Origin of the sequence: Kitasatospora sp. NPDC048407 (genome assembly GCF_043200475.1) — a bacterium.
GTDB lineage: Bacteria > Actinomycetota > Actinomycetes > Streptomycetales > Streptomycetaceae > Kitasatospora.
Genome location: NZ_JBICXW010000037.1, coordinates 17399 through 39493 on the forward strand (window position 1 = coordinate 17399; position 22095 = coordinate 39493).

Here is a 22095-nt window from a genome sequence, read left to right on the forward strand (position 1 = left end):
CGCCATGCCGGGCCGCCCCCCGATCCTCCCCGCCGCCGCACCGGGCGTTTTTGTGCGGCACCATGAACTCACGGACCCCAGGAGGTCGAACCACCATGTCGTACACCGAGATCCCGGGCGCCCGGGTACCGATCCGGATGTGGACCGACCCGGCCACCGTCGAGGGCCAGGCCCTGCAGCAGCTGCGCAACATCAGCACCCTGCCGTGGCTGCACGGCCTCGCCGTGATGCCGGACGTCCACCTGGGCAAGGGCGCCACCGTCGGTTCCGTCATCGCCATGCGGGGCGCGGTCTGCCCGGCCGCGGTCGGCGTCGACATCGGCTGCGGAATGACGGCCGTGAAGTCCTCGCTGACCGCGAAGGACCTGCCGGACGACCTGTCGCACCTGCGGCACCGGATCGAGCAGACCATCCCGGTCGGCCGCGGCCTGCACACCGACCCGGTCGAGCCGGGCCGGCTGCACGGGCAGTCCACCGCCGGCTGGAACGACTTCTGGCAGCGCTTCGACGGCATCGCCACCGAGGTGCGCTGGCGGCGCGAACGGGCCGCCCAGCAGATGGCCACGCTCGGCGGCGGAAACCACTTCATCGAGCTCTGCCTGGACGACGACGGCGCGGTCTGGCTGATGCTGCACTCCGGCTCGCGCAACATCGGCAAGGAGCTCGCCGAGCACCACATGTCGATCGCCCAGTCGCTGCCGCACAACCAGGGCCTGATCGACCGCGACCTCGCGGTCTTCATCGCGGACACCCCGCAGATGGCCGCCTACCGCTCCGACCTGTTCTGGGCGCAGGAGTACGCCAAGCACAACCGGGCGCTGATGATGGCCCTGTTCAAGGACGCGGTCCGCCGTGAACTGCCCAAGGCCAAGGTCACCTTCGACGAGATGATCTCCTGCCACCACAACTACGTCGCCGAGGAGCGCTACGACGGCGTCGACCTGCTGGTCACCCGCAAGGGCGCGATCCGGGCCGGCTCCGGCGAGTACGGCATCATCCCCGGCTCCATGGGCACCGGCTCGTACATCGTGAAGGGCCTCGGCAACGCGGCGTCCTTCAACTCGGCCTCGCACGGCGCCGGCCGCAAGATGAGCCGGACGGCGGCGAAGAAGCGCTTCACCACCAAGGACCTCGTCGAGCAGACCGCGGGCGTCGAGTGCCGCAAGGACGCCGGCGTGGTCGACGAGATCCCCGGCGCCTACAAGCCGATCGAGAAGGTCATGTCCCAGCAGAAGGACCTGGTCGAGGTGGTCGCGCACCTCAAGCAGGTGATCTGCGTCAAGGGCTGACGAAGCGTCAACTGCCCGGTGGTGCCCGGAATCCGGGCACCACCAGGCCGGACTCGTACGCGATCACCACCGCGTGCGTCCGGTTCTGCGCGCCGAGCTTGGTCAGCACGTTCCCGACGTGCGTCTTCGCCGTCTCGGTGCTCACCGTGAGCAGTTCGGCGATCTCCGGGTTGGACAGGCCGGTGGCCATCAGCCGCAGCACCTCCTCCTCCCGCGCCGTCAGCGCGGCCCGCGGCAGGGCCTCCGCCGAACCCCGGGGGCGGGCGGTCACCATCCGGCGCAGGGCGGCCGGGAACAGGATCGCCTCGCCCGCCGCGACCACCCGCACCGCCTCCGCGATCTGCGGTACCGGAAGCCGCTTCAGCACGAAACCGCTGGCACCCGCGCCGAGCGCCGCCGTGACGTAGCCGTCGTTCTCGAAGGTGGTGATCATCACGACCTTCGGCGGATCGGCCTCCCCGGCCAGCAGCTGTCGGGTGGCCTCGATCCCGTTGCAGCGCGGCATCCGGACGTCCATCAGCACCACGTCGGGCCGCAACCGCCGGGCCCGCTCGACCGCCTCGACGCCGTCGGCGGCCTCGCCGAGCACGCTCAGGCCCGGCTGCGTGCCGAGCAGCACGCGCAGGCCGCTGCGGGTGATGTCGTCGTCGTCCGCGATCAGCAAGGTGACGGGAGCCGCAGCGTCGGACGCGATCATGCCGACCACCGGACGGGCAGCCTGACCGCCAGCCGCCAGTGCCCCGGGCCGTCGGGGCCGGCCTCGAACTCGCCGTGCAGCAGCCGGATCCGCTCGGCCAGCCCGGGCAGGCCGTGCCCGGAGGTCGGGAAGTCTCGAGAGGCCGCCACCCCGGTCCGGTTCACCACCGTGAGCTCCAACGCCTCCCGCCCCGCCGCCACCCGGACCTCGATCGGCCCGCCGGCGCCGTGGCGCAGCGCATTGGTCAGCCCCTCCTGCAGGATCCGGTACGCGGCCCGGGACAGCGTCCCCTGAAGATTCGTCAACTCGCCCGACAGCTCCGGCTCCACCACCGCACCGGCGTGCCGCAGCCGCTCCAGCAGCTCGGGCAGGTCGGCCAGCGTCCGGGTGGGCGCCGTGGTGGACTCCTCCTCGCGCAGCACACCCAGCACGTAGTCGAGGTCCTCCAGCGCGGCCCGGGTCGACACCTCGATGCTGCGCAGCGCGGCCCGCGCCGTCACCGGGTCGGCGGCGAGCACCTCGCCGGCCACCGCCGCCTGGATGGTGGCCGCCGTAAGCGTGTGCCCGATCGAGTCGTGCAACTCCTGGGCCAGCCGGTTGCGTTCGGCCAGCCGGCGCTCCCGCTCGGCCGACAGCGCCAGCCGCTCCGCCGCCGACGGCCCGAGCAACGCCGGAGCCAGCCCGCGCAGCACGCCCGCCACCACCGCGCACACCACCGGAACCAGCAGCAGACACAGCGCGGCGACCAGCCAGCTCCAGGCACCCGTCACCTCGGCCGACCGGCCCGCCAGGCTCAGCTTCGCCTCCCCGCCGAGCCAGTTGCCCGGCAGGGCCACCCCGGCGACGACCAGCACCAGGCAGCTCAGCCCGCCGACCCAGCCCAGCGTCACCTGCGCCACCAGCCACAGCGGAGTGCGCCAGCCGCCGCCACCGGCCGCCGGCACGTCCGGCAACGGCACCGCGAGCAGCCGGCGCGCGCCGGCCGTCAGCGCCCGCCGGGTGATCCGGGGCCGGCCGACCGCACCGACCAGCACCGCCCAGACCAGCACGGTGACCGCCGCCCGCGCCCCGTACGGCGCCGAGCCCCAGATCGTCGCCGGCACCACGGCGAGCGGCAGCAGCACGAGGCTCGCCGGCGCGGCGCAGAACGCGAACAGCGCGCCGGAGTACGTGGAGCCGCGCAGCAGCGGCCGAAATCCCCAGGTCATGGGCGCAAGTATGGCCGGGCCGCCGGACGCGGACCTCCCCCGACCGGGGGAGGAACAGTTCCCCTGTTCCCGCGATGTGCGCACCCCGTCCCCACCGCCAGGATCGGACCCGGCCCAACCGACGAGAGGACGACGATGAACACCACCCACCCGACGACCGCACCGAGCAGCTACGGTCCCCGCCCCGGCCGGACGGCGCCGGCCCCGGCCGTGGCCGCCGTGGTGCTCGGCACCGTCGCGCTGCTCACCTCCCCGGTGGTGGTCGGCGGCGCGCTCGGCGTGATCGGCCTGGTGCTCGGCCCGTTCGCGCTGCGGACCGCCCGCCGGACCGGTGCCGGCCGGGGCCTGGCCCTGACCGGCACCGTGTTGTCCGCGCTCGCCGTCGTGGCGGCCGCCGTGATGGCGGTCTTCGCGGTGTGGTTCGCGGACCTGACCCGGGACTGCTACGAGTACCGCGAGGTCGGCCAGTGGACGCAGTGCGTCCAGCAGCAGCTCGACCGCGGCTGACCGGTGGCTACCCGCCCACGTGCGTGCGGCCGCCGCTGAGCGGCAACTACGCGCCGGGTCCCACCAGCGCGCGGTAGCGGTCGTGCCACAGGTCCTCGTGCGCCTGCGGCAGCAGCAGCACCCGGTCCGGGCGCAGGGCGGCGAGCGCGTCCGGGTCGTGGGTGACCATCACCATCGCGCCCGGGTACCCGGCGACCGCCCGCAGCACCTCGTCCCGGGAGGCCGGGTCGAGGTTGTTGGTCGCCTCGTCCAGCAGCAGCACGTTGGCGCCCGAGTGCACCAGGCAGGCCAGCGCCAGGCGGGTCTTCTCGCCGCCGGAGAGCACCCCGGCCGGCTTGTCCGCGTCCGCCCCGCCGAACAGGAACGATCCGAGCGCGGAGCGCACCTCGCTGTCCGTCAAGTGCGGTGCGGCGGACGACAGGTGCTCGAACACGGTGCGGTCCGGGACGAGCGTGTCGTGCTCCTGCGCGAAGTAGCCCAGCCGCAGGCCCGGGCCCGCCACCGTCCGCCCGCCGTCCGGGAGTTCGCGGCCCGCGAGCAGCCGCAGCAGGGTGGTCTTGCCCGCGCCGTTCGGTCCGAGCACCACCAGCCGGCTGCCGCGGTCCACCGCCAGGTCCACCCCGGCCAGCACCCGGTGGGCCCCGTACGACTTGGCCAGGCTGATCGCACCCAGCGGGATCCGCCCGCACGGCGCGGGTTCGGGCAGCCGGATCCGCGCCGTCCGCTCGGCCTTCCGCACCGGCTCCGTTCCCGCCAGCAGCCGGTCCGCCCGCTTGGCCATCGACTTCGCCGCCGAGGCGGTGTTCGTGTTCGCCTTCATCTTCTCCGCCTGCGCGTGCAGGCTGGACGCCTTGCGCTCCGCGTTCGCCCGCTCCCGGGCGCGCCGCCGCTCGTCCGCCGCCCGCTGCGTCAGGTACGCCGACCAGCCGGTGTTGTGCACGTCCAGCGCGGCCCGCTGCGGATCCAGGTGGAACACCCGGTTCACCGTCGCGGCGATCAGCTCCAGGTCGTGGCTGATCAGCACCAGCCCGCCCCGGTGGGACGCCAGGAAGCCGCGCAGCCAGGCCACCGAGTCGGCGTCCAGGTGGTTGGTCGGCTCGTCCAGCAGCAGCGTGTCGTGCCCGGCGAACAGGATCCGGGCCAGTTCGACCCGGCGCTTCTGCCCGCCCGACAGGTCGCCCACCGGCTGCTCCAGCAGCCGCTCGGGCAGGCCCAGCCCCGCCGCGACCCGGGCCGCCTCCGCCTGCGCGGCGTACCCGCCGCGCCGCTGGAAGCCGGCCTCGGCCCTGGCGTAGGCGTTCATCGCGCGCTCGAGCGCCGGCCCTTCGGCCGCGGCCATCGCGGACTCCGCCGCGCGCAGCGCACGCTGCGCGCCGTCCATCCCGCGCGCGGACAGGATGCGGTCCAGCACCGGGACGGTCGGGTCGGCCGCGCGGGAATCCTGCGGCAAGTACCCGGTCGAACCGGTCCGCGAGATCGTTCCGGCGGCGGGCTCGGCGAGGCCCGCCAGGGTGGAGAGAAGGGTGGTCTTCCCCGCGCCGTTGCGGCCGACCAGGCCGGCCCGGTCGCCCGGTGCGAGGTGGAAGGAGAGGTTGTGCAGCAGCAGACGCGCGCCGACGCGCACGTCGAGACCACGAACGGTGATCATGAAAGGACGCTCCGAAACAGCAAGAGGACACACGGGTGGCGTGGAAGCTGGTCCTCTTGCTAGGAGATGCGGGGCGTCGACATGGTCCCGACGCTACGCCGACGGCCGGGCGTTCCGCACTCGAATTTCCGTCTCCGCAGGTCAGGAGAGGTCTCGGTCGGTCGGGAGCGGTTTCGGTAGGTCAGGAGAGCTGGAGCGCCAGCATGTAGACGGCCGTCCCCGCGACGATCGACAGCAGGGCGTTGCGACGCCACAGGTGCAGCCCCAGCGTCGCCGCCAGACCGGCGGCGGCCGGGCCCGCACCGGCGAGCGGGACGTCCCGCAGCGTGTAGACGGTGAGGATCACCATCACACCGGCCGGCATGGTCGCCGCCAGGAACTTCAGCAGCCCGGACTCCCGTACCCGGCCCAGCAGCACGAACGGCGCGGCCCGCAGCAGCAGCGTCACTGCGAACATCACCAGCAGGCCGGCCAGCACGTACCGCCAGTCAGGCACGACGCCCCCTCAGCAGGTAGCGGACGGTCAGCGACGCGACGTACAACCCCAGTGCCACGACGAGGAGTTGGCCCTTCGCCAGCAGCAGCGCGGCCAGTGCGGACAGCAGCGCGAGGATCGGACCCGGGACGTCACGGGTGGCGCGCCAGCCGTCCACCGCGAGAACGGCGAACAGCGCGGTGAGCGCGAAGTCCAGTCCCCGGACGGTGCCCGGCAGCGCGGCACCCAGCAACGCCCCCGTCACCCCGCCCAGCACCCAGTACGCCTGGCAGAACGCCTGGATGGCCACGATCCGCCGCCCCGTGAGGTGCGGCCGGGCGGCGGCCAGGGCGTAGGCCTCGTCGGTCAGCGTGTACACGCTGTACGCCTTCGCGGCCCGACCGCGAACCCGGTGCAGCGGGAAGGAGAGCCCGTAGAAGACGTGCCGGAAGTTCACCAGAAAGGTGGTGACGGCAACGGACGCGAGCGGCGTCACTGCGAGGAGCAGGCCGATCGCGAGGAACTCCAGCGAGCCCGCGTAGATCAGCAGCGAGAAGGCCGGCGCCCACCACCAGTCGAACCCGCTCTGCACCAGCAGCACCCCGAATGCTATTCCCAGGGGGTACAGGCCGAGACCCACTCCGAGAGTGTCCGTCGCGGCGGATCTGATGGCGTGCGGGTCCTGGACGTCGGTTGTGGTCACCACACGAGGACATTAATGCAGGTGGGACGTGCATCCAGTGGGACGGGGCGGGGGTCGAAGACGGGGACCGGAAGCGGCGGAACGCTCAGCGCCCTGTTGATCACCAGCAGACCCGGCCCCGCCGTGCTCCCCCAGCCCCAGGGGGCTGGGAGGTGCCCCCACGGGCTCCTGGTGGTGCACCCTCGGGCCCCTGGATACCCAACCCCCGAACAAACCCCCCTGAGAAATCAGGCAGCCGGCAGCTCGTCCAGGCCTTCGTGCACCATCTTCGCGACCCGGTCCAGCGCGGCTTCCGCACCCTCCGCGCCGGCGGAGAGGATCACGGTGTCGCCGCCCTCCGCGCCCAGGGTGAGTACGCCGAGCATGGAGCCGGCGTTGACCGGGGTGCCGCTCTCCTTGGCGATGGTCATCGGGACGCCGGTGGAGGTGACGGCCTTGACGAAGAGGGAGGCGGGACGGGCGTGCAGGCCCTCGGCCCAACCGATGGTGACGCGGCGCTCAGCCATGAGAGGTGCCTTTCAGGTGGTGCAGGGTGGTGCAGGTGTTGTCTAGACCAGTGTTGCACGCCGGTGCTGTCGCGGCCCGGGGGCGAGCAGGGTCAGAGTGCCGTGCCCGGCAGGGGCGGCGCCATCAGGCTCGCCGACGACTACCCTGACGACCGTGGAGCACGACACCGTCAAGCACGCCATGGCGCGCGAAGAGGCCGAGCACGGTTATCCGCAGCACTGGGAGGCCGACGTCCTGCTGCGCGACGGCGGCACGGCCCGGATCAGACCGATCACCGCGGACGACGCGGACCGGCTGGTGGAGTTCTACGAGCAGGTCTCCGACCAGTCGAAGTACTTCCGTTTCTTCGCCCCGTACCCGCACCTGTCCGACAAGGACGTGCGCAGGTTCACGCACCACGACTACGTGAACCGGGTCGGCCTGGCGCTGGTGGTGCGGGACAGGTTCATCGCCACCGTCCGCTACGACCGGATCGACAAGGCGGGCATGCCGTCCACCACCGGTACGGACGCGGAGGTGGCGTTCCTGGTGCAGGACGCCCACCAGGGGAGGGGCATCGCCTCCGCTCTGCTGGAGCACATCGCGGCGGTCGCCCAGGAGCGCGGGATCCGCCGGTTCACGGCCGAAGTGCTGCCGGAGAACCGGAAGATGGTGAAGGTGTTCGCCGACGCCGGCTACACCCAGCGGCGCAGCTTCGCCGACGGCGTGGTGCACCTGGAGTTCGACCTGGAGCCGACCACCGCGTCGCTCGCGGTGATGCGGGCCCGTGAGCACCGTGCCGAAGCCCGTTCCGTGCAGCGCCTGTTGACGCCCCGTTCGATCGCGGTGATCGGCGTCTCGCGCAACCCGCAGTCGGTGGGCCGGGCGCTGCTGCGCGACATCCGGGCGGGTTTCGACGGCCCGGTGTACGCGGTGAACCGCACCGTCGAGCCGGGCACCGAGCTGGACGGCGTCCCCACCCACCGTTCGGTGCTGGACATCCGAGGCCCGGTCGACCTGGCGGTGATCGCGGTGCCGGAGCCCGCCGTCCCCGCCGTGGTCGCCGAGTGCGGCGCGCACGGCGTGCAGGGCCTGGTGGTGGTCACCGCCGGGTACGCCGAGACCGGGCCGGACGGGCGCGACAAGCAGCGCGAACTGGTCCGGCAGGCCCGGGCCGCCGGTATGCGGGTGGTCGGCCCGAACGCGTTCGGCCTGATCAACACCGACCCCGAGCGCCGGCTGAACGCCTCGCTGGCCCCCGTACTGCCCGGCCGCGGACCGTTCGGCGTGTTCTGCCAGTCCGGCGCGATCGGCGTCGCCCTGCTGGAGGCCGCCCACCGGCGCGGCCTGGGCGTCTCCTCGTTCGCCTCGGTCGGCAACCGGGCCGACGTCTCCGGCAACGACCTGCTCCAGTACTGGGAGGAGGACGCCGCCACGGGCGTGGTGCTGCTCTACTTCGAATCCTTCGGAAACCCGCGGAAGTTCACCCGGATCGCCCGCCGGCTGGCCGCCGCCAAGCCGGTGGTGGTGCTCAAGGGCGCCCGGCACACCGGCAGCCTGCCGCCCGGCCACGCCGTCCAGCCCGCCGCCACCCGGCTGCGCGACGCCACCGTGGACGCGCTGTTCCAGCAGGCCGGCGTGATCCGGGTGGACACCATCACCGAACTCTTCGACACCGGCGAACTGCTGGCCGGCCAGCCGCTCCCGGCCGGCAACAAGGTCGCGATCGTCGGCAACTCCGACTCGCTCGGCCTGCTCACCTACGACACCTGCCTGGGCACCGGCCTGCGCCCGCGCACCCCCGTCGACCTGACCACCGGCGCCAGCGGCGAGAACTTCCGGATCGCCCTGGACACCGCGCTCAGCGACCCGCAGGTGGACGCGGTGATCGCCGTCGCCATCCCGCCGATCGGCGTGCTGGGCCCCGAGTCCGCGCCGGAGCTGGTCGAGGACGCCCCGGAGATCGCCCAGGCACTGCTGGACGCGGCCGAGCGCGGCCGGGAACTCGGCAAGCCGCTGCTGCTCGCCCACCTCGCACTGCCCGGCCTGGTCGCCCGGCTGCGGGTCGGGGGAGTGCCCGCCTACCCGGCCCCCGAACGCGCCGTCCACGCGCTGGCCGACGCGGTGCGCTACGCGAAGTGGCGACGCCGCAGCGCCGAGGCCGAGGAGACCGCGCGGGTCCCCGAACTCGACGGCGTGGACGAGGGCGCCGCCCGCGCGCTGGTCGAGCAGGCGCTGGGCAGCCGCGAGGCGGTCGCGGCCCGGCTGCAGTCCGGCGGGGCCCGGGTCACCCTGCCCGATCTCGACGCCGCGGCGCTGCTCGGGCACTACGGCATCCCGGTCAGTCCGACGCTGGCCGCGCCCGACGAGAACAGCGCCGTCAAGGCGGCGGCCACGCTCGGCTACCCCGTTGCGCTGAAAGCCACCGCCGAACACCTGCGCCACCGGCCCGACCTCGGCAGCGTCCGCCTCGACCTCACCAGCGAGGCCGAACTGCGCCGCGCCCACCGCGAACTGGACGCCCTGCTGGGCGGCGCAGCGCAGGCGGAACTGGTGGTGCAGCGGCTCGCCCCGCGCGGCGTGGACACAGTGATCGGCGCCGCCGTGGACCCGGCGGTCGGCACCATCCTGTCCTTCGGCCTGGCCGGCGCCCCCGCCGAACTGCTGGGTGACGTCGCCCACCGCCTGGTCCCGGCCACCGACCGGGACGTCGCCGAACTGATCCGCGAGGTCCGCGCCGCACCGCTGCTGTTCGGCTGGCGGGGCGCGGAGGCGGTGGACACCGGAGCCCTGGAGGAACTGCTGCTGCGGGTCTCCCGCCTGGTCGACGACCTGCCCGAGATCGCCGCCGTGGACCTGGAGCCCGTGGTGGTCGCCCCGCACGGCCTGACCGTGCTCGGCGCCCGGGTGCGGATCGCGCCGCTGCCGGTCCGTACCGATCTGGGACCGCGCGCCATGAGCACGCTGTAATCTTGCGTGGTTGCCCGCCCGGCAGGAGCGGGCAACCCCCGGGCCGGACGGCAGGACGACGGGCCGGGCGACCCCGGCGCAGTGCCACCCGCCGGACCGGCGGGACATGCCAGGATGGAGATATGGCGAAGACCGGTACCACCACGCAGGACCTGCGGTCCGCGATCGAGCGCAGCGGCTACTACCCGGCGCTGGTCTCCGAGGCGGTGGAGTCCGCGGTGGGCCCCGAGCCGATCAGCTCGTACCTGGTGCACCAGGAGACCACCTTCGACGCGAACGAGGTCCGCCGGCACGTCACCGTGCTGGTGCTCACCCCGTCCCGCTTCGTGGTCAGCCACACCGACGAGCAGAACGGCGACGCGGCCACGCCCGTCCCGTACGCCACCACCTCCACCGAGACGGTCCGGCTGGACCGGATCAACTCCGTGGTGATCAGCCGCATGGTCGCCAACCCCGAGACGTACACCCCCGGCACCCTGCCCCGCGAGGTCGTCCTCACCATCGGCTGGGGCGCCGTGCAGCGCCTCGACCTGGAGCCGGCCGGCTGCTCCGACCCCAACTGCGAGGCGGACCACGGCTACACCGGTTCCGCCACCGCCGACGACCTGTCGCTGCGGGTCAGCGAGGCCGGGGACGGTCCGGAGACGGTCGCCCAGGCGCTGGTGTTCGCCCGGGCGCTGTCCGAGGCGACCGTGGCCAACGGCTGAGCCCGGTATGCATCACGGCTACGACTCGTTCGATCCGCTCGACCCCGCCGACGCCCCCGCCCCGCGCTACGGCGGCGCCTCCCTCTCGGACCTGCTGCCGACCCTGGCGGCGGGTCTCGGCGTGCCCGGCTACCGGGCCACGCTGCCGCTGGAGCCCGCCGACCGGGTGTGCGTCTTCCTGGTGGACGGCCTCGGCTGGGAGCTGATCCGCCGGCACCCCGACTGGGCGCCGTTCCTCAACTCGCTGACGGCCGCGGGCACGCCGATCACGGCCGGGTTCCCGTCCACCACCGCCACCTCGCTGGCCTCCGTCGGTACCGGTCTGCCGCCTGGCCAGCACGGACTGGCCGGGTACACGGTGGCGATCCCGGGCCGCAGGCAGCTGATGAACCAGCTGCGCTGGCAGCCGCCGGTGGACCCGCACGCCTGGCAGCCCTACCCGACCGTCTTCGAGCAGGCGCACCTCGCGGGGGTGGCCACCGCGCAGGTGTCCTCCCCGCTGTTCGCCACCACTCCGCTCACCCAGGTCGCGCTCTCCGGCGGCACCTTCCTCGGCCGCACCACCGGCGAGGAGCGGATGGACCGGGCCGCCGCCTGGCTGGCCGAGCACGACCGCGCCCTGGTCTACACGTACCTGAGCGAACTCGACGCCGCCGGGCACCGGTACGGCGTCGACTCCGACGAGTGGCGGCTCACCCTGTCCACCGTCGACCGGCTCGCCCGCCGCCTCGCCGAACAGCTCCCGCCGCGCTCCGCCCTCTACATCACCGCCGACCACGGCATGATCGACGTCACCCCGGAGAACCGGATCGACTTCGACGAGGACTGGGAACTCTCGGCCGGCGTCGCCCTGCTCGGCGGCGAGGGCCGCGCCCGCCACGTGTACGCCCACCCCGGCGCGGCCGGCGACGTGCACGCCGTGTGGAGCGAGGTCCTCGGCGAACAGATGTGGGTCGCCACCCGCGAACAGGCCATCGCCGCAGGCTGGTTCGGCCCCGAGGTGGACGAACGGGTCTACCACCGGATCGGCGACGTGGTCGCCGCCGCGCGCGACGACATCGCGATCATCGCCAGCCGCAACGAGCCCGGCGAGTCCCAGATGGTCGGCCTGCACGGCTCGATGACCCCCGTCGAACAACTCGTCCCGCTGCTCGAAGTCCGTGGCTGAGACCGGCCCGTCAACCACCCACGCCCGAAAGGCTGACGCTCAACCCATGGCTGAACTGGTGTTCTTCTCGGGCACGATGGACTGCGGCAAGTCGACGCTCGCCCTCCAGATGGACCACAACCACACCGCCCGCGGCCGGCAGGGCATGATCTTCACCCGCCACGACCGGGCCGGCGCCGCCACCATCTCCAGCCGCCTCGGCCTGCGCGCCGAAGCGGTCGAGGTCGGCGACGCCTTCGACTTCCAGGCCTACGTGGTCAACCTGCTCTCCGCCGGCGGCAAGGTCGACTACCTGATCTGCGACGAAGCCCAGTTCTTCTCCGCCGGACAGATCGACCAACTCGCCCGCATCGTGGACGAGTTGGGCATCGACGTGTTCACCTTCGGGATCACCACCGACTTCCGCACCAAGCTGTTCCCCGGCTCCCAGCGACTGATCGAACTCGCCGACCGGGTCGAGGTCCTCCAGGTCGAGGCCCTCTGCTGGTGCGGCGCCCGCGCCACCCACAACGCCCGCACCGTCGGCGGCGTCATGGTCGTCGAGGGAGCTCAGGTCGTGGTCGGCGACGTCGCCGTCAACGAGGACGAGATCGGCTACGAGGTGCTCTGCCGGCGCCACCACCGCCGCCGCCTCACCGCAGCCACCGCCCGCGCCGCCGTGCTCTCCCCGGACGTTCTCCCGTTCGAAGGCTGACACCGCGTCAGGTCCGTTGCCGCCACAATGGCAGCATGACCTCGCCGCTGATCACCGCCGCCGAACTCGCCGCCGCGCTCGACACCCCGCACCCGCCGGTCCTGCTCGACATCCGCTGGCAGCTCGGCGGCCCGCCCGGCGCCGAGGAGTACGCCAAGGGCCACCTGCCCGGCGCGCACTACCTCGACCTCGACCACGACCTCGCCGACCCACCCGGCCCCGCCGGCCGACACCCGCTGCCCGACGCCGAACGCCTCACCGCCGCGCTGCGCCGGGCCGGCGTCACCACGAGCCGCCCCGTCGTCGCCTACGACGCCGGCCCCTCGCTCTCCGCCGCCCGCGCCTGGTGGCTGCTCCGCTGGGCCGGCCACCCCGACGTCCGGGTCCTCGACGGCGGCCTCGCCGGATGGCTCGCCGCCGGGCAGCCCGTCAGCACCGAGACGCCCACCTCCGGTGACGGGGACTTCAAGGCCGACCCCGGCCACCTGCCCACCGTCGACGCCGCCCGGGCCGCCGAACTCGCCCGCACCGGACTCCTGTTGGACGCGAGGGCCGGCGAACGCTACCGCGGCGAGACCGAGCCCATCGACCCCCGCGCCGGCCACATCCCCGGCGCGACCTCCGCCCCCACCACGGAGAACCTTGCGACGGACGGACGTTTCCTCCCCGCAGCGGATCTGGCCTCCCGGTTCGCCGCCCTCGGCGTCACCGACCCCGCCCACACCGCCGTCTACTGCGGCTCCGGCGTCACCGCCGCGCACCAGCTCCTCGCCCTCGAACTCGCGGGGTACACCGGCGCTGCGCTGTACCCGGGCTCCTGGAGCGAATGGTCTGCGGACCCGGCCAACCCGGTCGCTGTGGGGTGAACCACCAGGGGCCCGGGGAACGGCGGGGCCGAGCTGCGAGTGGTCGGGGACAGCGGAGGGCCGTGTTGCCGGCGGCCTGAAGACGGGAACCAGAAACGACGGGGCCTTTCCGTGCCCTGCTGATCACCAGCAGTCTCGGCCCCGCCGTTCCCCGGGCCCCTGATTATTCGGGCTTCTTGCGGCGGGAGCCGAACACGATCTCGTCCCAGCTCGGCACCGTCGCCCGCCGACCGGGGCGGACGCCGTCCGCTTCCGCCTGGCGGTCTGTCGCGCCGACCATGCGGTCGCGGTGCGGGGAGACCGAGCGGGGCATCAGGATGTCCGCGTACGCGGAGCCCGCGCCGACGCTCGCCGCAGGGGCACTCGCGGGTTCGTCGATCTCCTCGGGCTCCTCGGTGACCGTGGTCTCCACGCTCGGCCCGACCGGGGTCAGGTCGCCGCGGTAGGACGGCACCACGTCCAACAGGCTGGTGAGGGAGTCCCGTTCGGGGGAGACCGCGGCGACTGCCTCGCGGGCCTCGCGGACCTGCATGATGCGGTCGGCGGAGGGACGCTCGATCATCGGGCGGGCCGGGCGCTCCTGGGGGAGGCGGGCGATCCGCGGGATGAACGGGAAGACCGAGTCCTCCTCGCGTTCGACGTTCTCGCCGATCAGCGCGCGCGCCTCGTCGTCGTTCGGCTGGACGAGTCGTCGCGGCGGGTCGTAGGACCAGGAGGCACGCCGGTGCTCGCCCTCGGCGCGGTAGACGAGGATGACTTCCCAGGTGCCGTCGTCGCGGCGCCAGGAATCCCAGCGTTCGGTGTCCTTCTCGGCGCCGCGCAGCGCGAGCCGCTCGGCGACGGCCTCGCCGAGCTGGGGGCCGGTGGACTCGCCGTGGCGGCGGATCGCCGTCTTGCGGGCCCGCTCGGCCATGAAGGCGCGCTCGGCCAGCACCGGACCCTCGAAGCGGCGGACTCGTTCGACCGAGATGCCGGCGGCCTGTGCGACCTCCTCGGCGGAGGCACCGGCTCGTATCCGTGCCTGGATGTCCCGCGGGCGGAGGTGGCTCTCCACCTCGATCTCGATCTGGCCGAGCCGCGGCCGGTCACCCCGGATGGCGGCGCGCAGCCGCTCGTCGATCGGAAGGGTGTACTCCGTGCTGTCGGCAGCCTTGAGCACCAGCCGTGTGCCGTCGTTGCTGACGGCCACGACGCGCAGTTCGGGCACGGTTACCTCCCGGGTGGTGCCTGCCGACGTCACCTGCGTCGCTGCTCCCGTACTGAGTGTGGCCTGCCCGCTGGCGAGTGGCCACAACCTTGCAGAGTTACCCGGCGTGTCGGGCTTTCGCCCGGGCGCGCCGCTGTGGCACGGTTGCCTGTTTGCCACGTCGACGGTCGACATCGCACCCGGGCGCCCGGGTTGTCGTCTGACGGTGTGTCGACAGGCGGGACCGAAGGCTCAGGCTCCACGAACAGTACTCCATTCGTGGCATCCACAGGGGCGGCTCGCCGCTCAAGTCTCCCGCGAATCATCGGAATCTCAAGAGTGGGCACGCCAATGGACGGCCAGTGATCAACGGACGGTGATCATCTTCACATATATCGACCGGGAGGAACCGGATTTTCGACCCTTGTGTCCTTCTTTGGGCAAGATGGAGAGACTTGTTCGAAATTCCGACACGCCGACCGAGGGACCTGGATGCCGCAGCAGAGGGAGCAGTTCGCGCACGGAGCGGACCAGGCCGACCCGAAGCCCGAGCGCAAGCGGCTTGACCTGACGGTCACCCAGGTTGCGGCGAGCGCGCTGGCGACGGTGGTCGGTGCGGTACTCGCCTCGGAACTCGGAGTGTACGGAACGATACTCGGTGCTGCCGTCGTCTCGGTGGGGGCGACCACCGGAAGCGCGGTCTTCCAGCACTTGTTCAAGCGCACCGCGGAACGGCTGCGAAACCGCGGCGCCGAATCCGGGCCCGGCGCGGATCCCCGGCCGGCTCCGGCGGGCGGAATCAGCGGGGACTGGAACGAGCCGCAGCTGGTGCGGGCGAAACGGCGCTGGACCTGGAAGTCCTACACGGCGGTATCCGCACTGGTGTTCGTCATTGCGATGGTGCCGATCGTGTCGGTGGAACTCGCCACCGGAAAGCCGCTGCACGACATCACCACCGGCAAGGACGGCAGCGGCACTTCGTTCAACCCGTCGCGCCCGACCGGCGGCAACGGAAATAGCGACAAGACCGGTACGGACGGTGACGGCAGCCGGGGCAAGGAAGGATGGCAGCAGCCCGCCCCGACCCAGCCGCCGAGCCGCGAGCCGTCCTGGCCCGGGCCGAGTGACTTGCCCTCGTCGGGGACTTCGGGCTCGCCCGCGCCCAGCGCCTCGCCCCGGCCGTCCACCAAGCCGGAGCCCTCCGCCTCGCCGAGCGCGGGCAGCTCCCCGGCGGCCACCGGGGAGGCCTCGCCCGGCCCCGCCGCCGGGCATGACACCGTGCCCGGCGCGGGGAAGACCGGCTGACGGGCGGTCAGGCGCCGAGCACCCGGCGCAGGTAGTCGTTGGCGAACCGGCGCTCCGGGTCGACCTTGTCGCGCAGTGCGGTGAAGTCGCCGAAGTGCGGGTAGACGGACGACAGGTACTCGGCGTCCCGGGTGTGCAGCTTGCCCCAGTGCGGGCGTCCCTGGTGGGCCGTCATCAGCTTCTCCACCTCGCTGAAGTAGCCCAGTTCGCGGGTGCCCCGGTACAGGTGGACGGCGATGTACACGCTGTCCCGGCCGTTCGCGGTGGACAGCCACAGGTCGTCCGCCGGGGCCACCCGGACTTCGACGGGGAAGCTGATCCTCCAGTCCGAGCGCTCCACCAGGGCCTTCAGTTCGCGCAGCACGGTGGTGGCCGACTCGCGCGGCACCGCGTACTCCATCTCGACGAAGCGGACCTTGCGGGGGCTGGTGTAGACCTTGTACGCCTGGTCCGTGAAGCGGCGCTCCGACCAGGCGCGGCTGGCGATCTGGGCGATGGTCGGGATCGAGCCGGGGAAGCTCCGGCCCACCCGGCAGACGCCCTCCCACACCGTGTTGGAGACGAAGTCGTCGTCCAGCCAGGCCTTGAACTTCGGCAGCGGGGCGGCGGGGCCCTGGCTGCGGTTGTTGCGCTTGGTCGAGCAGCGGTCGGTGTGCGGGAACCAGTAGAACTCGAAGTGCTCGTTGACGGCGGTCAGTTCGTCGAAGCGGTCGAGCACCTCGTCGAAGCCCATCGGCTGCTCGTGCGCGCTGAGCAGGAACATCGGCTCGACCGCGAAGGTCAGTGCGCTGATCACGCCGAGCGCGCCGAGGCCGAGGCGGGCGCCCTGGAAGAGTTCGGGGTTCTCGGTGGCCGAGCAGGTCTGCACCGAGCCGTCGGCGAGGACGATCTCCACCGCCCGGATCTGCGCGGCCAGCGAGCCGGAGTCCCGGCCGGTGCCGTGGGTGCCGGTGCTGGTGGCGCCGGCCACCGTCTGCACCTCGATGTCGCCCATGTTGGTCAGCGACAGGTCGGCGGCGGCCAGCAGCCGGTTCAGCTTGTGCAGCGGCAGGCCCGACTCGACGGTGACGGTGCCGGCGGCGCGGTCGATCCCGCGCACCGCGGTCAGCCGGTCCGGGCGCACCATCACGGCGTCGCCGGCGGCGGCGATCGCGGTGAACGAGTGGCCCGAGCCGACCGCCTTCACCGGGCGGTCTGCCTCCGCGGCCGTCTTGATCACCGCGGCCAGTTCCTCGACCGAGCCCGGTGCCGTCACCTGCGCGGGCCGCGCGCTCTGGTTTCCCGCCCAGTTCCGCCAGACCTCGGTCATCTCCAGAGCCCTCCCGCTCGCGTGTCCCGCCTGCCGGTTCTACCGGTGGGTAGGGGGAGCGTAGTCACTGCCTCGGGCGCCGGTCCATGGTCCGAAGGGCCCAACATGAGGGAGGCTCACATCGTGGACGCCACGGCCTCCGTGGCGGGCGCCTGCTCGGCCGCGGCCAGCTGGTGGCGCAGCCGGGGCATGCCGACGTACGCGGCGAGCGCGCCGAGGCCCGCGGCGGCGACCGGCACCCAGTAGCCGTCGGCCGCGCCGCTGGCGTCCACCACCAGGCCCGCCGCCGAGGAGCCGAACGCCACGCCCAGCGCCATGCCGGTGGTGGTCCAGGTCATGCCCTCGGTCAGCTGGGCGGCCGGGACCAGGCGCTCGACCAGCGCCATCGCGGTGATCAGGGTCGGCGAGATGGCCAGACCGGACAGGAACAGCGCGGTGCCGACGCCCACCAGCGCGGCGGTGCCGTGCATCAGCTGGGCGGCGAGGATCAGCGGCACCATGCCGACGGCCATCACCGTCACCCCGACCAGGAAGCGGCGGGCCATCGAGCCGGACAGCTTCAGGGTGCCGAACACCGCGCCCGCCAGACAGGAACCGAGCGCGTAGACGGCGAGCACCGGGCCGGAGGCGCCGGTGTGCTGCTGGGCCTTGGCGAACGCGACGGTGACCACCTCGACCGAGCCGAACACGCCGCCGGTGGCGACCAGCGTCATCACCAGGATCTGCAGGCCCCGGTTGGCGATCACCGCGGGCCCGGCGTGGTGGGTGGCCGGATGCACCGGCGGTTCGGTGCGCCGCTGACCGGTGAACAGCAGGACGCCGACCACCAGGAAGACCGCCGCCAGCAGCACACCGGACTCGGGGAACAGCGTGGTGGCCAGCGAGACCGCGAGGATCGGGCCGACGATGAAGCAGATCTCGTCCGCGACCGCCTCGAAGGAGTACGCGGTGTGCAGCTTCGGCGGCTCGTTTCGGTACAGCTGGGCCCAGCGGGCGCGCACCATCGAACCGGTGCTGGGCATCACGCCCATGCCCGCCGCGAACACGAACAGCGTCCAGTCCGGCAGGCCGGTCCGGGCACCGAGCAGCAGGCCGGCCGCAGCCAGCACGGTGACCAGGGTGGCGGGCCGCGCGATCCGGCGCTGGCCGTGCCGGTCGACCATCCGGGAGATCCACGGGCCGAGGATCGCCGCCGAGATCGCGAGGGTGGCGGACAGCGCGCTGCCGAGCCAGAAGGTGCCCTTCATCTCGGCGAGCATGGTGACGGTGCCGATCCCGGTCATCGAGATCGGCAGGCGGGCGATCAGCCCGGAGGAGGAGAAGGCCAGACTGCCGGGGGCGGCGAATATCTGGCGGTAGCTGGACAGCACGGGGTGGCTCCGTCGGACGGGGTGCGGCGCGGGGGCGTGGATAGGGGTAAGGCACAACTATCGCCCACACAGCTTACGAACCGTGATCCATCGTCCGCACCCGGGATAATCCGGACACCCGCCATCGGAAGGCACACACCGGCCGGACCGCCGCGGGTGGCAGGATCGGAGCCATGCCCGACACGCGCACCCCCACCGACCCCGCGCCGTACGACGCGCTGCTGCTGCTGTCCTTCGGCGGGCCGGAGGGCCCCGAGGACGTGGTGCCCTTCCTGGAGAACGTCACCCGCGGACGCGGCATCCCCAAGGAGCGGCTGACCGAGGTCGGCAAGCACTACTTCCTGTTCGGCGGCGTCAGCCCGATCAACGGCCAGAACCGCGACCTGCTGGCCGCACTCCGCAAGGACTTCGCCGACCACGGCCTCGACCTGCCCGTCTACTGGGGCAACCGGAACTGGGCGCCGTACCTGGTGGACACCCTGCGGGAGATCGCCGACGCCGGGCACCAGCGGGTGCTGGTGCTCGCCACCAGCGCCTACGCGGGCTTCTCGGGCTGCCGGCAGTACCGGGAGAACCTGGCCGACGCACTCGTCCAACTGGCCGCCGAGGGCCGGCCCGAACTGACCGTCGACAAGCTCCGGCACTTCTACAACCACCCCGGCTTCGTCCGGCCGATGATCGACGCCACCCTCGCCGCACTCGCCGAACTCCCGGACGGAGCACGGGAGAACGCCCGGCTGGCGTTCACCACGCACTCCATCCCGACCGCCATGGCGGAGACCTCCGGCGCCCCCGACGACCCGGCCCGCGGCACCCCGGGCGGCGCCTACGTCGCCCAGCACCTGGACGTCGCCCGGCTGATCGCCGACGCGGTCGCCGAGCACACCGGCGTCACCGACCGGCCCTGGCAGCTGGTCTACCAGAGCCGCAGCGGCGCCCCACACATCCCGTGGCTGGAGCCGGACATCTGCGACCACCTGGCGGCCCAGCACGCCGACGGCGCCGCCGCCGTGGTGATGGTGCCGATCGGCTTCGTCTCCGACCACATGGAGGTCAAGTACGACCTGGACACCGAGGCGGTGGCGAAGGCCGCCGAACTCGGCCTGCCGGTCGCCCGCGCCGCCACCGTCGGCGCCGACCCGCGGTTCGCCGCCGCCGTGCGCGAACTCGTCCTGGAACGGGCCGCCGCGCAGCGCGGCGAGCCGGTCAGCCGCTGCGCGTTGGGCACCCTCGGCCCCAGCCACGACGTGTGCGCCACCGCCTGCTGCCCCAACCCGCGCGCCCCCCGCCCCGCCGCCGCCGAAGCCTGAAGGAACTGATCGTGGAACTGCTGGACGACCTGCTCGCCACCGCCGTCGACGCCGCCACCCGGGCCGGGGAACTGCTCCGCGACGGCCGGCCCGAGGACCTCGGGGTGGCCGCCACCAAGAGCAGCCCGGTGGACGTGGTGACCGAGATGGACCTGGCCTCCGAGAAGCTGGTGCTGGAACTGATCTCGTCCCGCCGCCCCGACGACGGCTACCTCGGCGAGGAGGGCGCCGACCGCCCCGGCACCAGCGGCGTGCGCTGGGTGGTCGACCCGCTCGACGGCACCGTGAACTACCTCTACGGGCTGCCGTCCTGGGCCGTCAGCGTGGCCGCCGAACTGGACGGCGAAGCGGTGGTCGGCGTGGTGTACGTGCCCGCCCGCGGCGAGCTGTTCCAGGCGGTGCGCGGCCGCGGCGCCGAGCTGAACGGCCGGCGGCTCACCGTCCGCCCGGCCCCGGTCTGGGGCCAGGCGCTGGTCGCGACCGGCTTCGGCTACCTGCGCGAGCGCCGGGTGCACCAGGCCGAGGTGCTGCACGCGCTGATGGGCGAGGTCCGCGACATCCGCCGGGCCGGCGCGGCCGCAGTCGACCTGTGCGACGTCGCCGCCGGCCGCTTCGACGGCTACTTCGAGCGCGGCCTGGCCCCCTGGGACCGGGCGGCCGGCGTACTGATCGCCCAGGAGGCCGGCGCGCTCACCGGCTCCCGCCCCGGCCTGCCCGCCGACGGCGAACTCACCGTCGCCGCCCCGCCCGGCGTGTTCGAGCCGCTGCAGGCCCGGCTGGAGGAGCTCGGCGCCTGGCACGACTGATCTTCGGCAGGCAGCGAAAAGCCCTGGCGCGGGGAGACCGTGCCAGGGCTCGCTGGTGCGTTGAGGGAGGGGTTCAGGCCGCGGAGCGGTGCGTTCCGAGCATCGGGTCGACGCCGTGTTCGGCGGCGAGACGCTGGAGGTCTTCCAGCTCGGACTGCTCGACCTCGGCCAGGAACTCGTCCCCGGACTCGATCGCGCGGTGCAGATCCTGCTCGGCGTTCTTGATCCGCTGAAGGATTCCGGCGGTGAAGGCGTCCATACGGGCCCCCTTTTCCTGTGTCGGACGGGCACGGTCCCGAGGCACCCCCCGGCACGGAATCGGATGAACCCCGGACAGGCACCACGACCGGTGCAGGATCCGGTCGGGCGCTCGCGCGACAATTGAGTCGCGACCCGGTGGCTCTCGATCCACGGCCGGTGCGGATGGGGCACTCGGCGGGTGGTGGCCGTGAAAAGCCGCCAAGGGACGGCATCACGGTGTGCACGTGTCCTCCCCACCCGGGGCCCCGGGAAACCTCAACTCACGGGAAAGTTGCCCGAGTCACAGTCCAACCGGCATCCGAAGCCTCCGTTTTCGCCGTCGGCGCACCGGACTTACGACTGCTTTACCGCGCGACCAGGCAGGATGGAGACACCGTCGGATCCGTATGTCCGGATCCGCGCCCGGCGCATCACGGCCCGCACGGGCAGCACGGCCTGGGCCGATCCGGGAGAAGGGAAACACCGTGCGGGTACTCGTCGTCGAGGACGAGCAGCTGCTCGCCGAGGCCGTCGCCACCGGTCTGCGCCGGGAGGCCATGGCGGTCGACGTCGTCTACGACGGGGAGGCCGCGCTCCAGCGGATCGCCGTCAACGACTACGACGTGGTGGTGCTCGACCGGGACCTCCCGCTGGTGCACGGCGACGACGTCTGCCGCCGGGTCGTCGAGCAGGGCCTGGCCACCCGGGTGATCATGCTGACCGCCTCCGGCGACATCAGCGACCGGGTCGAGGGCCTGGAGATCGGCGCCGACGACTACCTTCCGAAGCCGTTCGCGTTCAGCGAGCTGGTCGCCCGCGTCCGCGCCCTCGGCCGGCGCGCCACCGTCCCGCTGCCCCCCGTGCTGGAGCGCGCCGGGATCAGCCTGGACCCGGGCCGCCGCGAGGTGATCCGGGACGGCAAGCCCGTGCAGCTGGCTCCCAAGGAGTTCGCCGTGCTGGAGGTCCTGATGCGGGCCGGCGGCGCCGTGGTCTCCGCCGAGCAGCTGCTCGAGAAGGCCTGGGACGAGCACACCGACCCGTTCACCAACGTGGTCCGGGTCACCGTGATGACCCTGCGCCGCAAGCTCGGCGACCCGCCGGTGATCGTCACCGTCCCCGGCTCCGGCTACCGCGTCTGACGCGCCCCGCCG

At 72.9% G+C, this 22095-nt stretch carries 21 protein-coding genes; 11 read left to right on the plus strand and 10 right to left on the minus strand.

The annotated features are described in order from the left end of the window. Positions 1–95: 95 nt before the first annotated feature. Positions 96–1289 carry an RtcB family protein gene (locus ACGFWJ_RS35090; protein WP_392956732.1) on the plus strand — a complete coding sequence of 398 codons (1194 nt, stop codon included), beginning with the start codon at positions 96–98 and terminating at the stop codon, positions 1287–1289. A gap of 7 nt (positions 1290–1296) precedes the next feature. Here the strand turns inward: ACGFWJ_RS35090 and ACGFWJ_RS35095 are convergent, their stop codons facing one another. Continuing rightward, positions 1297–1986 carry a response regulator gene (locus ACGFWJ_RS35095; RefSeq protein WP_392956734.1) on the minus strand — a complete coding sequence of 230 codons (690 nt, stop codon included), beginning with the start codon at positions 1984–1986 and terminating at the stop codon, positions 1297–1299. Next, the gene (locus ACGFWJ_RS35100; RefSeq protein WP_392956735.1) at positions 1983–3194 is read right to left on the minus strand and encodes a sensor histidine kinase; all 1212 of its coding nucleotides are present in this window, start codon (positions 3192–3194) and stop codon (positions 1983–1985) included. Before ACGFWJ_RS35100 ends, ACGFWJ_RS35095 begins: the two co-directional genes overlap by 4 nt. Before the next feature lie 135 nt (positions 3195–3329). Here ACGFWJ_RS35100 and ACGFWJ_RS35105 point away from each other — a divergent pair, with 135 nt between their 5' ends. Then, on the plus strand, positions 3330–3701 hold the full coding sequence (locus ACGFWJ_RS35105) for a DUF4190 domain-containing protein (protein WP_392956736.1): 372 nt from the start codon (positions 3330–3332) through the stop codon (positions 3699–3701). Positions 3702–3747: 46 nt separating this feature from the next. Here the strand turns inward: ACGFWJ_RS35105 and ACGFWJ_RS35110 are convergent, their stop codons facing one another. The 4 genes from ACGFWJ_RS35110 to ACGFWJ_RS35125 all read right to left on the minus strand — a co-directional run bounded on the left by ACGFWJ_RS35110 (position 3748) and on the right by ACGFWJ_RS35125 (position 7033). After that, a complete protein-coding gene (locus tag ACGFWJ_RS35110) occupies positions 3748–5349 on the minus strand; it encodes an ABC-F family ATP-binding cassette domain-containing protein (RefSeq protein WP_392956737.1) in 1602 nt (533 codons plus the stop codon). Positions 5350–5530: 181 nt separating this feature from the next. Continuing rightward, a complete protein-coding gene (locus ACGFWJ_RS35115; RefSeq protein WP_392956739.1) occupies positions 5531–5845 on the minus strand; it encodes a branched-chain amino acid transporter permease in 315 nt (104 codons plus the stop codon). Further along, positions 5838–6527: an AzlC family ABC transporter permease gene (locus tag ACGFWJ_RS35120; RefSeq protein WP_392956741.1), complete on the minus strand. Its 690-nt coding sequence runs from the start codon at positions 6525–6527 to the stop codon at positions 5838–5840. The genes ACGFWJ_RS35115 and ACGFWJ_RS35120 overlap by 8 nt, the downstream gene beginning before the upstream one ends. Positions 6528–6754: 227 nt before the next feature. Beyond that, positions 6755–7033: an HPr family phosphocarrier protein gene (locus ACGFWJ_RS35125; RefSeq protein ID WP_392956742.1), complete on the minus strand. Its 279-nt coding sequence runs from the start codon at positions 7031–7033 to the stop codon at positions 6755–6757. Positions 7034–7214: 181 nt separating this feature from the next. Here ACGFWJ_RS35125 and ACGFWJ_RS35130 point away from each other — a divergent pair, with 181 nt between their 5' ends. The 5 genes from ACGFWJ_RS35130 (at position 7215) to ACGFWJ_RS35150 (ending at position 13418) form a co-directional block, all read left to right on the plus strand. After that, on the plus strand, positions 7215–9983 hold the full coding sequence (locus tag ACGFWJ_RS35130) for a GNAT family N-acetyltransferase (protein ID WP_392956759.1): 2769 nt from the start codon (positions 7215–7217) through the stop codon (positions 9981–9983). A 122-nt stretch (positions 9984–10105) separates the two neighbouring features. After that, positions 10106–10690: a DUF5998 family protein gene (locus tag ACGFWJ_RS35135; protein ID WP_043909865.1), complete on the plus strand. Its 585-nt coding sequence runs from the start codon at positions 10106–10108 to the stop codon at positions 10688–10690. A gap of 7 nt (positions 10691–10697) precedes the next feature. Then, positions 10698–11858 (plus strand): alkaline phosphatase family protein, encoded by a 1161-nt coding sequence (locus ACGFWJ_RS35140; protein WP_387648900.1) that lies wholly within the window; start codon positions 10698–10700, stop codon positions 11856–11858. Between the two features lie 46 nt (positions 11859–11904). Continuing rightward, positions 11905–12552 carry a thymidine kinase gene (locus ACGFWJ_RS35145; protein WP_387648903.1) on the plus strand — a complete coding sequence of 216 codons (648 nt, stop codon included), beginning with the start codon at positions 11905–11907 and terminating at the stop codon, positions 12550–12552. 35 nt (positions 12553–12587) lie between these two features. Beyond that, complete coding sequence (locus ACGFWJ_RS35150; protein ID WP_392956744.1) at positions 12588–13418, plus strand: sulfurtransferase; 831 nt, start codon at positions 12588–12590, stop codon at positions 13416–13418. A 163-nt stretch (positions 13419–13581) separates the two neighbouring features. On the opposite strand, the gene sepH is transcribed toward ACGFWJ_RS35150, so the two are convergent. Continuing rightward, complete coding sequence (gene sepH / locus ACGFWJ_RS35155) at positions 13582–14658, minus strand: septation protein SepH (RefSeq protein ID WP_387648908.1); 1077 nt, start codon at positions 14656–14658, stop codon at positions 13582–13584. A 438-nt stretch (positions 14659–15096) separates the two neighbouring features. Here sepH and ACGFWJ_RS35160 point away from each other — a divergent pair, with 438 nt between their 5' ends. After that, the gene (locus ACGFWJ_RS35160) at positions 15097–15909 is read left to right on the plus strand and encodes a hypothetical protein (protein ID WP_392956745.1); all 813 of its coding nucleotides are present in this window, start codon (positions 15097–15099) and stop codon (positions 15907–15909) included. Positions 15910–15916: 7 nt separating this feature from the next. Here ACGFWJ_RS35160 and ACGFWJ_RS35165 read toward each other — a convergent pair whose 3' ends face one another. Both ACGFWJ_RS35165 and ACGFWJ_RS35170 read right to left on the minus strand, forming a co-directional pair. After that, positions 15917–17218: a D-arabinono-1,4-lactone oxidase gene (locus ACGFWJ_RS35165; RefSeq protein WP_392956747.1), complete on the minus strand. Its 1302-nt coding sequence runs from the start codon at positions 17216–17218 to the stop codon at positions 15917–15919. Positions 17219–17334: 116 nt separating this feature from the next. Further along, positions 17335–18588, minus strand: a complete 1254-nt coding sequence (locus tag ACGFWJ_RS35170) for an MFS transporter (RefSeq protein WP_392956748.1) — start codon at positions 18586–18588, stop codon at positions 17335–17337. A 173-nt stretch (positions 18589–18761) separates the two neighbouring features. Between ACGFWJ_RS35170 and ACGFWJ_RS35175 the strand changes: the two genes are divergently transcribed. Next, complete coding sequence (locus ACGFWJ_RS35175) at positions 18762–19898, plus strand: ferrochelatase (protein WP_392956750.1); 1137 nt, start codon at positions 18762–18764, stop codon at positions 19896–19898. A gap of 5 nt (positions 19899–19903) precedes the next feature. Further along, complete coding sequence (locus ACGFWJ_RS35180; protein ID WP_392956761.1) at positions 19904–20704, plus strand: inositol monophosphatase family protein; 801 nt, start codon at positions 19904–19906, stop codon at positions 20702–20704. Between the two features lie 73 nt (positions 20705–20777). On the opposite strand, the gene ACGFWJ_RS35185 is transcribed toward ACGFWJ_RS35180, so the two are convergent. Continuing rightward, a complete protein-coding gene (locus ACGFWJ_RS35185) occupies positions 20778–20963 on the minus strand; it encodes a hypothetical protein (protein ID WP_073817364.1) in 186 nt (61 codons plus the stop codon). 466 nt (positions 20964–21429) lie between these two features. Between ACGFWJ_RS35185 and ACGFWJ_RS35190 the strand changes: the two genes are divergently transcribed. Then, positions 21430–22083 carry a response regulator transcription factor gene (locus ACGFWJ_RS35190; protein WP_030458051.1) on the plus strand — a complete coding sequence of 218 codons (654 nt, stop codon included), beginning with the start codon at positions 21430–21432 and terminating at the stop codon, positions 22081–22083. Positions 22084–22095: the final 12 nt, after the last annotated feature.

Excerpts from the sequence above, each read along its gene's own strand:
- ACGFWJ_RS35090 (WP_392956732.1), top strand. The coding sequence starts at position 96 with ATGTCGTACACCGAGATCCCGGGCGCCCGGGTACCGATCCGGATGTGG.
- ACGFWJ_RS35095 (WP_392956734.1), bottom strand. The coding sequence starts at position 1,986 with ATGATCGCGTCCGACGCTGCGGCTCCCGTCACCTTGCTGATCGCGGAC.
- ACGFWJ_RS35100 (WP_392956735.1), bottom strand. The coding sequence starts at position 3,194 with ATGACCTGGGGATTTCGGCCGCTGCTGCGCGGCTCCACGTACTCCGGC.
- ACGFWJ_RS35105 (WP_392956736.1), top strand. The coding sequence starts at position 3,330 with ATGAACACCACCCACCCGACGACCGCACCGAGCAGCTACGGTCCCCGC.
- ACGFWJ_RS35110 (WP_392956737.1), bottom strand. The coding sequence starts at position 5,349 with ATGATCACCGTTCGTGGTCTCGACGTGCGCGTCGGCGCGCGTCTGCTG.
- ACGFWJ_RS35125 (WP_392956742.1), bottom strand. The coding sequence starts at position 7,033 with ATGGCTGAGCGCCGCGTCACCATCGGTTGGGCCGAGGGCCTGCACGCC.
- ACGFWJ_RS35130 (WP_392956759.1), top strand. The coding sequence starts at position 7,215 with ATGGCGCGCGAAGAGGCCGAGCACGGTTATCCGCAGCACTGGGAGGCC.
- ACGFWJ_RS35135 (WP_043909865.1), top strand. The coding sequence starts at position 10,106 with ATGGCGAAGACCGGTACCACCACGCAGGACCTGCGGTCCGCGATCGAG.
- ACGFWJ_RS35140 (WP_387648900.1), top strand. The coding sequence starts at position 10,698 with ATGCATCACGGCTACGACTCGTTCGATCCGCTCGACCCCGCCGACGCC.
- ACGFWJ_RS35145 (WP_387648903.1), top strand. The coding sequence starts at position 11,905 with ATGGCTGAACTGGTGTTCTTCTCGGGCACGATGGACTGCGGCAAGTCG.
- ACGFWJ_RS35150 (WP_392956744.1), top strand. The coding sequence starts at position 12,588 with ATGACCTCGCCGCTGATCACCGCCGCCGAACTCGCCGCCGCGCTCGAC.
- ACGFWJ_RS35160 (WP_392956745.1), top strand. The coding sequence starts at position 15,097 with ATGCCGCAGCAGAGGGAGCAGTTCGCGCACGGAGCGGACCAGGCCGAC.
- ACGFWJ_RS35165 (WP_392956747.1), bottom strand. The coding sequence starts at position 17,218 with ATGACCGAGGTCTGGCGGAACTGGGCGGGAAACCAGAGCGCGCGGCCC.
- ACGFWJ_RS35175 (WP_392956750.1), top strand. The coding sequence starts at position 18,762 with ATGCCCGACACGCGCACCCCCACCGACCCCGCGCCGTACGACGCGCTG.
- ACGFWJ_RS35185 (WP_073817364.1), bottom strand. The coding sequence starts at position 20,963 with ATGGACGCCTTCACCGCCGGAATCCTTCAGCGGATCAAGAACGCCGAG.